11 protein-coding genes and 1 pseudogene are annotated in these 13,684 nt (G+C 61.8%); 6 read left to right on the forward strand and 6 right to left on the reverse strand.

What is annotated here, in order from left to right:
• Positions 1-62: 62 nt before the first annotated feature.
• The 3 genes from ahpF to WJU18_RS15115 form a co-directional block, all read right to left on the reverse strand.
• Entirely contained in the window at positions 63-1,670 is a 1,608-nt protein-coding gene (ahpF, locus tag WJU18_RS15105) for an alkyl hydroperoxide reductase subunit F (protein WP_423460823.1), read from the reverse strand.
• A gap of 221 nt (positions 1,671-1,891) precedes the next feature.
• A complete protein-coding gene (gene ahpC / locus WJU18_RS15110) occupies positions 1,892-2,461 on the reverse strand; it encodes an alkyl hydroperoxide reductase subunit C (protein WP_423460824.1) in 570 nt (189 codons plus the stop codon).
• A gap of 292 nt (positions 2,462-2,753) precedes the next feature.
• Complete coding sequence (locus tag WJU18_RS15115) at positions 2,754-3,716, reverse strand: bifunctional helix-turn-helix transcriptional regulator/GNAT family N-acetyltransferase (RefSeq protein ID WP_423460825.1); 963 nt, start codon at positions 3,714-3,716, stop codon at positions 2,754-2,756.
• A gap of 103 nt (positions 3,717-3,819) precedes the next feature.
• Between WJU18_RS15115 and WJU18_RS15120 the strand changes: the two genes are divergently transcribed.
• A complete protein-coding gene (locus WJU18_RS15120) occupies positions 3,820-4,977 on the forward strand; it encodes a hypothetical protein (protein WP_423460826.1) in 1,158 nt (385 codons plus the stop codon).
• A gap of 109 nt (positions 4,978-5,086) precedes the next feature.
• Here WJU18_RS15120 and WJU18_RS15125 read toward each other — a convergent pair whose 3' ends face one another.
• Complete coding sequence (locus WJU18_RS15125) at positions 5,087-8,017, reverse strand: Rne/Rng family ribonuclease (RefSeq protein WP_423460827.1); 2,931 nt, start codon at positions 8,015-8,017, stop codon at positions 5,087-5,089.
• A gap of 633 nt (positions 8,018-8,650) precedes the next feature.
• On the opposite strand from WJU18_RS15125, the pseudogene WJU18_RS15130 reads away from it, so the two are divergent.
• The 5 genes and pseudogenes from WJU18_RS15130 (at position 8,651) to WJU18_RS15150 (ending at position 12,228) form a co-directional block, all read left to right on the forward strand.
• Positions 8,651-9,642: pseudogene (locus tag WJU18_RS15130) on the forward strand (RluA family pseudouridine synthase).
• A complete protein-coding gene (locus WJU18_RS15135; protein ID WP_423460828.1) occupies positions 9,617-10,282 on the forward strand; it encodes an HAD family hydrolase in 666 nt (221 codons plus the stop codon). Before WJU18_RS15130 ends, WJU18_RS15135 begins: the two are co-directional and overlap by 26 nt.
• Positions 10,275-10,649 carry a Rieske (2Fe-2S) protein gene (locus WJU18_RS15140; RefSeq protein WP_423460829.1) on the forward strand — a complete coding sequence of 125 codons (375 nt, stop codon included), beginning with the start codon at positions 10,275-10,277 and terminating at the stop codon, positions 10,647-10,649. The genes WJU18_RS15135 and WJU18_RS15140 overlap by 8 nt, the downstream gene beginning before the upstream one ends.
• Position 10,650: 1 nt before the next feature.
• Positions 10,651-11,616 carry a S49 family peptidase gene (locus tag WJU18_RS15145; RefSeq protein WP_423460830.1) on the forward strand — a complete coding sequence of 322 codons (966 nt, stop codon included), beginning with the start codon at positions 10,651-10,653 and terminating at the stop codon, positions 11,614-11,616.
• 72 nt (positions 11,617-11,688) lie between these two features.
• Positions 11,689-12,228 (forward strand): hypothetical protein, encoded by a 540-nt coding sequence (locus WJU18_RS15150; RefSeq protein WP_423460831.1) that lies wholly within the window; start codon positions 11,689-11,691, stop codon positions 12,226-12,228.
• Between the two features lie 21 nt (positions 12,229-12,249).
• Here WJU18_RS15150 and WJU18_RS15155 read toward each other — a convergent pair whose 3' ends face one another.
• A complete protein-coding gene (locus WJU18_RS15155; RefSeq protein ID WP_423460832.1) occupies positions 12,250-13,059 on the reverse strand; it encodes an SAM-dependent methyltransferase in 810 nt (269 codons plus the stop codon).
• A complete protein-coding gene (locus WJU18_RS15160; protein ID WP_423460833.1) occupies positions 13,056-13,670 on the reverse strand; it encodes a Maf family protein in 615 nt (204 codons plus the stop codon). The genes WJU18_RS15155 and WJU18_RS15160 overlap by 4 nt, the downstream gene beginning before the upstream one ends.
• Between the last annotated feature and the right edge of the window lie 14 nt (positions 13,671-13,684).

Genomic DNA, 13,684 nt, shown 5'->3' on the forward strand with positions numbered 1-13,684 from the left:
CATCCCGCGCCCAAGAAAAAAGCCCGCTACTCGAGCGGGCTGGGACAAGGGCTGAACCGAAGTCAGGCGACCGCGGCTTCCTGGCTTTCAGTCTGGGCGCTTTCAGAGGGCGCAGGTGTGCGGATCAGGTAGTCAAAAGCGCTCAATGCGGCGGTGGAACCAGCGCCGGCCGCCACGACGATCTGCTTGTAAGGCACCGTGGTGCAATCGCCGGCAGCGAACACGCCAGGCACGTTGGTCGCGCCACGGGCATCGACCACGATCTCGCCGAACTTGCTGCGCTCCACCGTGGTGCCCAGCCATTCGGTGTTGGGCACCAGACCGATCTGCACGAATACGCCCTCCAGATTCACGCTGGCATCCGTACCGTCGGCGCGGTGCTTGAACTTCAAGCCGTTGACCTTGCCGTCAGAGCCGGTGATTTCCGTGGTCTGCGCATTGGTGTGGATCGTCACGTTGGGCAGGCTCTTGAGCTTTTTGACCAACACGGCGTCTGCCTTCATCTCGGGCATGAACTCGACCACCGTGACGTGCTTGACCAGGCCAGCCAGATCAATGGCAGCTTCCACGCCGGAGTTTCCTCCGCCGATGACCGCCACGTCCTTGCCTTTGAACAGGGGGCCGTCGCAGTGCGGGCAATAGGCCACGCCCTTGGTCTTGTACTCCTGCTCGCCTGGCACGTTCACGTTGCGCCAGCGCGCGCCGGTAGCCAGGATCACGGTGCGGCTCTTCAGCGTGCCGCCATTGTCCAGCGTCACCGTGATCAAGCCGCCCGTTTCCGCGGCAGGGGTCAGTCCCGCCACGCGCTGCGTGTTCATGATGTCCACTTCATAGTTGCGCACGTGCTGTTCCAACGCGGCGGCATAGGCCGGGCCATTCGTCTCGGGAATTCCAGGGTAGTTGGCGATTTCCATCGTGTCGTTGACCTGGCCGCCAAAGCGCTCGCTCACCACGCCGGTGCGAATGCCTTTGCGCGAGGCATAGATGGCCGCTGCGGCGCCGGCAGGACCGCCGCCGATGATCAGCACTTCGAACGGGGCTTTCGCGCTCAGTTTCTCGGCATCGCGCTTAGCGGCGCCGGTGTCCACTTTTTGCACGATCTCTTCCACGCTCATACGGCCGTTGGCAAAGAATTCGCCGTTCAGGAAGACGGTCGGAACGCCCATGATCTCGCGCGCTTCGATCTCGTTCTGGTACAGGCCGCCGTCAATGATCGTCACATCGATGCGCGGGTTGTAGATGGCCATGAGCGAGAGCGCCTGCACCACGTCAGGGCAGTTGTGGCAAGACAGGCTCATGTAGATTTCAAAGGAAAGATCGGCATCCAGGGCCTTGATCTGTTCTAGCGTGTCCGCCTCGACTTTCGGCGGGTGGCCGCCGGTCCACAGCAGGGCCAGGATCAGCGAAGTGAACTCGTGGCCCATGGGAATGGCAGCAAAGCGCAGCTTGGTGCTGGTGCCTTTGCGCTGCAAGGTGAACGAGGGCTTGCGGGCATCGTTGCCGTCCGTGCGCAGGCTGATCATGTCGGGGCGTGCCGCCACGATCTCTTCCAGCAATTCGCGCATTTCAGCTGATTTTTCGCCGTCGTTCAGGGAGGCCACCACCTCGAACGGTTCCTTCACGCGCTCGAGGTAGGCGGTCAGTTGTTGTTTGATGTCGTCGTCCAACATGGTGGTGCTCCTTGTTCGTCAACCAACAATACCCAATCGGATACTGCCGGTAAATGTGTTCAATCAATATCGGTGTCCCCAAGGCTTCCCCTGAAGGGATGCTTTTTATATTGGGGCGGCCCGGCAATAAAAAACCGAACGGCAGGGCAAGCGAGCCCTGTCGCGTTCGGCTGTCATGCGCCAGCCCGAAAGCCGGCGCGAGGGGAGATGGTTAACTCCGCTTAGATCTTGCCGACCAGATCGATGGAGGGCTTCAGCGTTTTTTCGCCTTCCTTCCACTTGGCGGGGCACACTTCACCGGGGTGAGCGGCGGTGTACTGAGCAGCCTTCAGCTTGCGCAGGGTTTCCTTCACGTCGCGGGCGATTTCGTTGGAGTGCACTTCCATGGTCTTGATCGTGCCGCTCGGGTCGATCACGAAGGTGCCGCGCAGAGCCAGGCCTTCTTCAGGAATGTGCACGCCGAAGTTGTTGGTCAGTTGGTGCGTAGGATCGCCCACCAGGAAGAACTTCGCCTTGCCCACGGCATCGCTGGTTTCGTGCCACACCTTGTGCGAGAAGTGCGTGTCGGTGGTAACGATGTACACCTCGGTGTTGGCTTTCTGGAATTCAGCGTAGTTGTCAGCCGCGTCTTCGATCTCGGTGGGGCAGTTGAACGTGAAGGCCGCAGGCATGAAGATCACGACAGACCAGTTTTTGCCGTTCGAGAAGTTTTTCTCGGTCACTACCTCGAACTGGCCGTTGTGGAAAGCCTCGGTTTTGAAAGGCAGAACCTTGGTATTGATCAGGGACATGTTTTCTCCTTGAGTTAGTGAAAGGTGACAGAAAAAATTCGCGATGAATGAATTATAGGTTCAGGCTATTGAATTTCTGATTCATTTTGCCTAATCTATTTTTAGCCTATGACTATGGGCGCAGAAGGCAGGTTCCTATCGGCCCGGAGCATTGGCGGCCGGCAGCACATTCACCTGCTTATTCGCTGGCAAATAGCGGTGGCAAATAGCCGCGCCTGGAAAACATTCAGACGCCTTCGTCAGCTTACACCAGAACAGAGGGCATGCGCGTGACGGGGGGGTGATCTCTGCGTCAGGAGGCGTGTTGCAACGCGTGCGCAGGGCGAGGCCGCATGAAGCGCTGCTCCAGGACTTCCTTGCCCCATTGCGTGCCCGGCCATTCTTCCGCCAGCGCGAAGCCATTCGCCTCGTAGAGATGGCGGGCCGCATGCAGCCCCGAGAAGGTCCAGAGGTGCGTCTCGGCGAAACCGTTCTGGTCCGCAAAGGCGAGGGCCTCGGCCAGCAGTTTCTTGCCGGCGCCCCCGCCACGCACGCTGTCATTGAGGATGAACCAGCGCAGGTGTGCCTTTCCAGGGCCCATATCCTCGCCATCAAGGGCTACCGAACCGACGATTTCGCCGTCTTGTTGGGCTGTCCAGATACGGCTGCGAGTGTTTTCAAGGCGGTTGCAGAAGTCAGCCAGACTGCTCGCCACCACTGATTCGAAGCGCTGGCCCAGGCCCCATTCCCGCGCGTAGTAGAGCGCATGCATTTCGGTGATGCGGGCAATGAGGCCGGGTTGATATCCCTGAACCACCTGAACGGCCGAAGAGGCCGTACCGGCCAGGTCGGCGCCGAGGGCGCGGGTGTAAAGCCGCAACCCCTCCAGGACACGACGAGCCTGCCCTGGCTTCAAGCGGCTCAGCGCTTCGGTGACCTGGACGCGGGCGAAAGCATGGATTTCCGCCACCCGCTTTCTGCCGCCTGTGGTCAGGGAAAGCATCTTGAGCCGGCCGTCATGGGTGCTGGCTTGCTCCTCGACATCGCCGGAGCCCACCAGCTTGCGCAGCATTCTGCTGACGCTGGATTTTTCCAGGCGAAGGCGGGTGCCTAGATCACGTGCCGTGACGCCGCCGTGCTCAATCTCGATCAATGCATGGACGGCGGAGGGGGAAAGCTCGGTTCCGGCGAAATCCCCGCCCATGAATCCAAACTCTCTCACCATGGCCCGTGAAGCCGAGCGGAGGTCTTCAACCAAAGAAGGATCTGTGTTCATCTCTGGATTGCTTCCAGCATTTCATCATTAAAGTTGTACGATACAACCAATTGAAAAAACAATCAAGAAGGCATATCTTTTGACTGCTTTATAAACGGAGGATATGAGCCATCTTCAACAGATTCATCGGATCTCTGCGGCCCTGATGGGCAGCCTGCTGCTGGCGGCTATGCCAGCCACTGTCCAGGCCGCGGCTTCGGGCGTGAGTACTGGCGATTGCGCAGTGCTTGCGTCAGGCATATTGCGCAGCAGCGACTACCGCTTCTCATACTCCGGCAAGTGTCCCAATGGCGTGGCCGAAGGACAGGGGCGGGCGCAGTGGAATCTGACCCACGCGCCCGATGCAGCCCCCGTGGTCTGGCAGGGGCGTTTCTCACAAGGTGTTTTCCTGGCCGAGCCCGAAGCCAAGAGAGCCACGCGTGTGGACAATACGCGCGCGCTGCTCGATATGGGAATGGTGAAAGGCGAGGGGAGCGGCAAAGCGGCGCTCTGGGTAGAAAGCCGCGTCGACGGCAAACTGCCGGCCTCGGTGTGCCGCCCCTTGAGCCTGCGGCTCCTCTTGAACGGAGCGGATCTTAGCGACGATCGCCTTGCCAGGCAGTGGCTGAGCGCTGCACATCAGCATTGGCGCAAAGCGTGCGATGCGGCCAGCCTCGCGGCGCTCAAGGGGCGCAATGTACAAGTAGGCATCCATCAGGGAGGAGACATTGCTCCAGACGGCTATGGCAATCTGCCCGCCCCTGATGTGGCCTCGTCCGGGATGCTGGACGGTTCGTCCTATGAGCCCCGGCAATACAGCAACAAGGCCGCTCAGGCCGTGGCCAATGCGCAAAGGGATACTGAGCGGCGCCAGGCGCTGGACGCCAATATGCAGCGCCTGAAGGATTTTGCGAACGAGGTCGGTGCGAAACGCTACGTGGATCTCAATCAGCTGGAGCAGAACCCCTTCCGCTTTGGCGACCAGGTGCTGCTTGTCGCCGTGCGGCCTGTGCGCGTCGAAACACCTACGGAGGCCATGATCCGCCCCGCACGCCGTGCGGGTTACGGCGGTGCCAATGCCCTGGCCAAGGGAGCGCAGGTAGCCCAGTGGGATGCACAGAGCCGCATACTCGCCGTGCGCGTCATCGACCGCTCGAAGGAGCCGGAAAGCCAGGGGTTACTGCGCTTGGTTGTGATCGGAAGCAAGGTATGCCAGATTGAGAATTGCGAAGATTTTGTCTACGTGACAGGAAACCGATGGCTGGCGGACGAGGCGTTGTAGAGGAGCCGTAGGCCTCCGGCGAAAATCAAAAAAGCGAAAAGTAAAAAACAAAAAGCCGGGCGCATGGCCCGGCTTTTTGCTTTTTCAGTCACTGCTTTGCAGCAAGACCTCAGTGCGTCTGCTGCTCGAAGGGCAGTTTCATCTCACGCAAGTCCTTGCGCGTTTCTACCAGCACCAGCGGACCTTCGTCGATCTGGATCAGCGGCGGGCGCTCGCGCGGCACGTGGATGGGGCGTGGTTCGGCCGCGATGGCAGCTTGCACGGCAGCCACTTTGTCGGTATCCGAATTCACCCATTGCAACCCTGCGGCGCTGGCCAGCTGTGCCAGCTCAGGCAGCGGGAGGGAGAACGGCTGCACCTTGGGCAGACCACTCGATGCCGGAGCCACCACCGGAGCCGGCGCAGGTGCAGGAGCCGGAGCCGGAGCCCTTACAGGCTCAATGGCAACGGGTGCTGACGCGACTGCGGCGGGTGCTACTACTGAGATGGCCGGTGCTGGCTCAGCGGCGGGGGCTGCCACTTCTGCCGGAGCCGGCGTGTCTGCGGCAGAGCCCGCATTCGCACGGTCGAAATACGAACGTCCGGCCGGGTAGGCTGCCGCCGTTTCGGGCTGCTCACCCGCCGGGACTGCCTCGGCTTCGTTGCCGGGCTCTGCGCGGTCAGCGCGCTCGGCGTTGTGACGTTCGCCACGTTCCTTGCGATCGCGGCCATAGCGGTCGCGCGAGCGGCGCTCACGGCGCTCCTCGCTTGGCGCTCCATTGGCGTTGTCTTGCGCTTCCGTAGCGTCAACGGCTACGGCCCTGGCTTCTGCGGCATCGGCTGCCTGCTCGGCACGGGGCTCGGCAGCACGATCGCCGCGTTCGCGGCGGCCGCCTTCGCCACGCTCGCCGCCACGGCCGCGACGGCCTTCACCGCGCTCGCCGCGTGGTTGCTGCGCTGCATTGTCCTGCGAGGCGCCGGCTTCAGCAGCCGTGCTGACATTCGTGCCGGTGTCGGCGGAAGGCATCAGGTCGCGCTTTTCACGCTGGCCTTGCCGTTCTCCGCGTTCCCCACGCTCTCCGCGTTCGTTGCGCTCGCCACTGCGGCGTCCGCGGTTTTCTCCCTGGTTTTCACCACGGGCTTCGCCTCGGCTCTCATTGCGTCGGCCTTCGCCGTTGCCGGAACGGTTTTCACCATTGCCGGAGCGCCCTTCGCTGCGGCCACGGCCGCCCCGGTTGCCTCGGCGGTCACCATCCCGGCCTCCACGGGCCTCGCGCTTTTCTTCGGCCGCTTGCGGAGCCGGTGCGGTCGCCGCGACAGGTGCGGGCGGTGGTGCCACGCCGAACAGGTTTTTCAGCCAACCCAGCAGGCCAGCCGGGGCCGGCGCGGGTGTGAGGGCTGCCGGAGCAGGCGTGGCGGCAGCCACGGGTTCGGGCTTGTGCACCGGCTGCGGTGCCGGCGCATCCGGCAGGACACCTTTGATGACAGGCGTCTGGCGGTTCGTCGGCTCCTGGCTGCGGCGAGTGACCGTGGTTGGGTCCTCGAATTCTTCCGCCATCTTGTAGCTGGCATCCACGTCGTCCAGGCGAGGGTCGTCGTGCTTCAGGCGCTCGAGCTTGTAGTGGGGTGTTTCCAGTGTCTTGTTCGGCACCAGAGTCACGTTCACACGCTGCTTGAGCTCGATCTTGGCGATCTCGGGGCGCTTCTCGTTCAGCAGGAAACTGGCCACTTCCACCGGTACCTGCACGTTCACGGCAGCGGTGTTGTCCTTCATCGATTCTTCTTGAATGATGCGCAGGATCTGCAGCGCGCTGCTTTCCGTATCGCGCACGTGGCCGGAGCCGCCGCAGCGAGGGCAGGGGATGGAGGCCCCTTCGGAGAGGGCGGGTTTCAGGCGCTGGCGGCTCATTTCGAGCAGGCCGAACTTGCTGATGCTGCCGAACTGGACGCGGGCACGGTCCTGCCTCAGCGCATCGCGCAGGCGGTTCTCTACCTCACGGCGGTTCTTGGCCTCTTCCATGTCGATGAAGTCGATCACGATCAGGCCGCCCAGATCGCGCAGGCGCATCTGGCGTGCCACTTCGTCGGCGGCTTCCAGATTGGTGCGGGTAGCGGTTTCCTCGATGTCGCCGCCTTTGATGGCGCGCGCCGAGTTGACATCAATGGCGACCAGCGCTTCCGCGTGGTCGATCACGATGGCACCGCCGGAAGGCAATTGCACCGTGCGGCTGTAGGCCGATTCGATCTGGTGTTCGATCTGGAAGCGCGAGAACAGCGGGGCATTGTCGCGGTAGCGCTTCACGCGGGCCGCGTGCTCGGGCATCACGTGGCTCATGAACTGGTGGGCCTGCTCGTACACGTCGTCGGTGTCGATCAGGATGTCGCCGATATCGCTGTTGAAGTAATCACGAATGGCGCGGATGACCAGGTTGCTTTCCTGGTAAATCAGGAAGGCGCCCTTGCCGGCCTTGGAGGCACCGTCAATGGCGTCCCACAGTTTCAGCAGGTAGTTCAAGTCCCATTGCAGCTCAGGCGCACTGCGCCCGATACCGGCAGTACGGGCGATGATGCTCATGCCCTTGGGGTATTCGAGCTGGTCCATCGCCTCTTTCAGCTCGGCGCGGTCGTCGCCCTCGATGCGGCGGCTCACGCCACCGCCGCGGGGGTTGTTGGGCATCAGCACCACGTAGCGGCCGGCAAGGCTGACGAAGGTGGTCAGCGCGGCGCCTTTGTTGCCGCGCTCTTCCTTTTCCACCTGGACCAGCAGCTCCTGGCCTTCCTTGATGACGTCGTTGATGCGCGCCTGGCTGACCGAAACACCTTCGGCAAAGTATTGGCGGGAGATTTCCTTGAACGGCAGGAAGCCGTGGCGTTCTTCGCCGTAGTCGACAAAGCAGGCCTCCAGGGAGGGCTCCACCCGTGTTACCACGGCCTTGTAGATATTGCCCTTGCGCTGCTCGCGCCCTTCAATTTCGATTTCGTAGTCGAGCAGCTTCTGCCCGTCGACGATGGCCAACCGGCGCTCTTCAGCCTGGGTGGCGTTGATCAGCATCCGCTTCATGATGCATTCCTTTTCGTTGTCAATCACGTTCATGTGCCCCTTGCGGGACACAAAGATGCCAGGGCATTCGCGTTGAAACGAAGGGAATTGCCGGGTGCGCCCGAGCCGCCGCGTGAAAGCTGTCTTTCAGCGCTGTAGTGGCGGATTGTCGGGCGGGGGCGCGTGGAAGAAAGCGGTGGCAGAAAGCCGTGGTGCTAGCTGTTGCATAGCTGAATGCCCATGCTTCACGCCAGCAAGCATGTTGCTTGCCTTGCGATGCGTGAAAGATAGCCCGCACCATTCGAGGTAGGCGGGTGGCGGCATTTTCGGCACGACGTAGGTCTCGCTTCGATCCGGCAGTGCAGAAAACTCACTCAGATGGAGCAGTCTGCACGCCTTGGGTATTCCGTGTTCAGTGTTTCATCGCGTCGGCCCGTCCTGCGCTTTTCTTGGCGTGGCTGCCGGGCTGTTTGACCATGGGGTCAGTGCGGGGCAGGGCGCTTTCTTGTGCAGGGTCGGCATCGACCTGTACTGGCTTGGGCTGGGGGGCTTTAAACTCCCCGCTTGGGAATTCGTTTCCAGGAATCTACTTCCATTTCAAATTCAACCACTTACAGCCGGTTGCCAGTGAATCGAATTATAAGTGTCAAAGACATGGCAACCGTGCCCCGGGGAAAACCCGAAGTCGGCTGGCTGACGGTGGACGCCGAAAGTGCCGGCCAGCGGCTGGACAACTTCCTGATCCGGCACCTCAAGGGGGTACCCAAGACTCATGTCTACCGCATCATCCGCTCCGGCGAGGTGCGGGTGAACAAGGGGCGGGCCACCGCAGATACGCGGGTGCAAGAGGGTGATGCGGTGCGGGTGCCGCCGGTACGCGTCGCCGAGCGCGCGCCTGACCGGCCCGGACCGGCGCGGGAGTTTCCTCTTTGCTGGAAGACGAGCACCTGATCGCCATAGACAAACCTGCTGGCGTGGCGGTGCATGGCGGCTCGGGCGTAAGTTCCGGCGTCATCGAGCAGCTGCGCAGCGCCCGGAAATATGGCCAGGCCGGCGGGGCGCGTTTCCTGGAATTGGTGCATCGGCTCGACCGCGAAACCAGCGGCATTCTGCTGATCGCCAAGAAGCGCAGCGCCTTGAAACACCTGCAGGAGCAATTCCGCGAACGCGAAACAGGCAAGACCTACCTGGCGCTGGTACTGGGCGACTGGCCGGCCAACCGCAAGGTGATCGATGCGCCGCTCCATAAATACCTGGTCGACGGCGGGCAGGGTGACGGCGAACGCCGCGTCAGGGTGGTCTCCAAGGACGATCCTGACGGCATGCGCGCTATTACCCTGGTAAAAGTGCGCGAACGGCTGGCGGGCTTCACGCTGCTCGAAGTGACCATCAAGACAGGCCGCACCCATCAGATCCGGGTGCATTTGCAGTCAGCCGGCCATCCCATCGCCGGCGACGACAAGTATGGCGATTTCGAGCGCAACAAGGCGCTGCAAAAACAAGGCCTCAAGCGAATGTTTCTGCACGCCTGGCGTTTACAGTTCACACATCCGGCGAACGGCGAGCGTGTTGAGTTGCTCGCCTCCTTGCCGCCGGAGCTTCAAAATTTCATCGCTTCTTATGACAAGCCGTCCTCGCCAGTTTGACCTCATTGCCTTCGATTGGGATGGAACACTTTTTGATTCCACAGCCATCATTACCCGCTGCATCCAGCAGGCTGCGGTGGATGTGGGAGGCGCCCGGCCTAGCGATGAGGCCGCTGCCTACGTGATCGGCATGGCGCTTGCGCCAGCGCTCGCGCATGCAGCGCCCGATGTGCCCCCGGAAAAATACCCCGAGCTGGGTGCCCGCTACCGGCACTACTACCTTGCGCACCAGAACGACATCACTCTGTTCGAAGGGGTGCTGCCGATGCTGGCCGAGCTCAAAGCCCGGCACCACTGGTTGACGGTGGCGACCGGCAAGAGCCGAAGAGGCCTGGACGACGTTCTGCGTTCGCGCCAGCTGGAGGGCGTGTTCGACGGTTCCCGCACCGCTGACGAAACCGCTGGCAAGCCCGATCCGCGCATGCTGCATGAGCTGATGCGCGAGTTCGGCACCGAGCCCGAGCGCACCTTGATGATTGGCGACACCACGCACGACCTGCAGATGGCGTTGAATGCCGGCTGTGTCAGCGTAGGCGTGAGCTATGGCGCCCACGAAACAAGTGATTTCCATGCGCTTGGCCCGCGGCTCATTGCCCATTCTGTGGCTGAACTGCGCCAATGGCTGGCTGAAAATGCCTGAAACCCCCGGCGCCATCCCCCTCTGCAACAGCGCCGATCTGCAGGAAGGCGGTCTGGCCGTGCCTTTTGATGTCGTTCATGGCGGCCAGACCTGCCGCGCCTTCGCCATCCGCTTCGAAGGGCAGGTGCACGCCTATCTGAATCGTTGCACGCATGTGGCCATGGAAATGGACTATCAGGAGGGGAAGTTCTTCGACGATTCCGGGCAATGGCTGCTGTGTTCCACACATGGCGCTGCCTATTCGCCGGACACCGGTGAATGCGCTGGCGGCCCCTGCCGAGGCGGGTTGGTGAAAATCGAATTGTCGGAGAGAGACGGCGTGGTCCACTGGCATACTTCCTACCTGCTCAAACCGCTTGAGTTCTGAAATGGAAAACGAAGTAACGGTGAAATCCGGCCAATCCCAATCCTCCTGGGAGCGCGAGGCTATCGAGAAACTCCTGCTCGCCGACACGCGCGAGCGCCGGGCTGTCCGCCGCTGGCGCATGTTCAAGAGCCTGGTCTGGATGCTGCTGTTCGCGGGGCTGATCTGGGTGCTGGCCTCCGACCGCCTGACCACCAACACACCGAGCGGCCCTCATACGGCCCTGGTCAGCATTGAGGGCGAGATCGCGAGCAAGGGAGACGCCAGCGCTGAGTATGTGCTGCCTGCCATGCGCAGCGCGCTGGAAGACCCGGGTTCGAAAGCCCTGGTGCTCCTGATCAATTCGCCCGGCGGTAGTCCTGTGCAGGCCGGTTTGATCAACGACGAGATCAGGCGCCTGCGCAAGCTCCACAACAAGCCGATCTATGCCGTGGTGGAGGAGACCTGCGCCTCGGCTGCCTACTACATCGCCGCAGCTGCTGACCGCATCTACGTGGACAAGGCCAGCGTCGTCGGCAGCATCGGCGTATTGATGGATGGTTTCGGTTTCGTCGGCACCATGGACAAGCTCGGCGTGGAGCGCCGGTTGCTAACAGCAGGTGAGAACAAAGGTTTTCTCGATCCCTTCAGCCCTCAATCCGAAGAGCAGAAAAAGTACGCGCAACTCATGCTGGACCGGATCCACCAGCAGTTCATCGCCGTCGTCAAGAAAGGGCGTGGTGATCGCCTGAAGGAAACGCCGGAGACTTTCAGCGGCTTGTTCTGGACAGGGGAGCAGGCGGTCGAGATGGGCTTGGCCGATGACCTGGGTAGTCTTGACTCCGTGGCGCGGGACGTCGTGAAAGTCGAGAAGTTGATCGATTACTCCAACAAGGAAAATATCGCCGAACGCCTTGCCAAGCGCTTCGGAGCGGCAGCAGGGCAGGGAGCGGTTTCGGCGTTGCGGGCATCGCTGCCGAGCTTGCGTTGAACGTAGTCATACCGGTGTGGTCTTCACCTGCTACACCACCAAAAATCAAAAAACTCTCGAAAGGTATCAGGCATGCGCCTAGGTTCATGGAAAGCGGCCCTGCCGCTGGCGATCATTGCTGCGGCCGCGCCAGCCGTCGCCCAAGCGCAAAGCGAAGGCGGCGGCGCGTCGGCCTTATCCGGCTGGACGTTCAGCGCGTCTCCTTATACCTATCACTTCAATAGGGCGGAGAAAGAGAACGACTTCGAGCCAGACGACATCAAGCACTCCTATGTCTGGCTGGTGGGGGCTGAAAAGCGGCTCAGCGACCGGAATTTTGCGGGCTTCGTGTGGTTCAGCAACTCGTTCGGCCAGCCGACCCAGTACCTGTACTACGGTTGGCGCTTCGAGCCCATCTCGTCCCTGCCGAACCTGTTCCTCAAGGTGAGCGCCGGTGTGATTCACGGCTACAAAGAGCCGTACCACAAGAAAATCCCCTTCAACTCGAAAAATGGCTGGGGTGTCACGGCCATTCCTGCAGTGGGTTGGAAGTTTTCACCTGAGTGGTCCGCTCAGGTCGATCTGCTGGGCACAGCCGCGGTGATGTTCCAGTTGAACTATACGTTCAAATAAGAACCCTGCTGGCCCCTGCGATCAGGCGCCAACTCCAAAAACGCAGGGCAGCTTCATTGCCTCATCCGCACTCCACCCTGAGGTCCCGTTTCGTTTCCACTGGCTCACGGCCATCATGCGGATCGCGGCGCTTGGCAGCGTCAGACCGCAGGCCAGGGTCAGTCGGGTGTCTTCTCGCAGCGTTTCCAGCAGAGCTTGAAACAGGGCGCGGTTGCGGTAAGGCGTTTCAATGAACAGCTGTGTTTGCCCGGTTTTGCGCGACAGCGCATCCAGCTCACGAATCCGCTGGGCGCGCGCAGCCGGATCCTGCGGCAGATAGCCCACGAAAGCGAAATTCTGGCCGTTCAGGCCGCTGGCGGCCAATGCCAGCAGAATCGATACAGGCCCCACCAATGGCACGACCTCGATCCCAAGCTCATGCGCTGCCCGCACGATGGAACTGCCAGGGTCGGCCACCCCAGGCATGCCCGCTTCACTGGCAAGGCCGACGTCCTGTCCTTCCAGCGCGGGTGCAAGCAGCGGCCGTGCATCGAACTGAGCCTTTCCGGCCCCTGCATGATCGCCTTTCTTGTGGACCTCACGCGGCAGCTCCGCGATCTGAAGAGATTGAATCGGCTGTGCCAGCGGTACGAGTGCGTCCACCCGTTTCAGGAAAGCCCGGGTGGATTTGGCGTTCTCACTGATCCAATGGAGGAGGCTGGCCGCCCGTTTGAGCGTGCCCAGGGGTAATACATCGTCTGCCGGCGTTTGTTGCTCGCAGCCGTGATCGAGCGGTACGGGTACCAGATACAGCTTGCCTTTCGATGCGGGCACGGGAGTTGATGCGCTCATGGTACGGCCTGTCCGGCAGCACGGAGAAGATTGGCCGTGCGGATCAGCGGCAGGCCGACCAGCGCTGTGGGGTCGTCGCTGACAATCGCATCCAGCAGCGCAATGCCCAGCCCTTCGCTCTTGGCGCTGCCGGCGCAGTCATAGGGCTGCTCCGCACGCAGATAACGCTCTATTTCATCATCATGAAGCGCGCGAAAGCGTACTTCCACGGTGGCCACATCGGCGCATTCGAACCCCGTTTCCATGCACACCACCGCCAGGGCGGTCTGGAAGATCACGGTCTGGCCGCTCATGCGCTGCAGCTGTTCCACGGCGCGCTCATGCGTTCCGGGCTTGCCCAGCGGTACGCCATGCAGGTCAGCCACCTGATCGGAGCCGATCACGATGGCATTCGGATAGCGCGCGGCCACATCGCACGCTTTCGCCAGTGCCAGGCGTTCGGCGAGGTCGCGAGGGACTTCTCCGGCACGGGGAGTCTCATCCACGTCCGGCGCGGCGACTTCGAAAGGCAGGCCCAGGCGCGCCAGCAACTCCCGCCGGTAGCGCGAGGTGGAGCCCAGGATGATCGGCCGGGTGGGTTCTGTAGTTTGGGGTGGGGTGATCAAAGCCATGGGTATTGATTCTC

This window comes from Ottowia sp. VDI28, from assembly GCF_049532675.1.
GTDB lineage: Bacteria > Pseudomonadota > Gammaproteobacteria > Burkholderiales > Burkholderiaceae_C > Ottowia.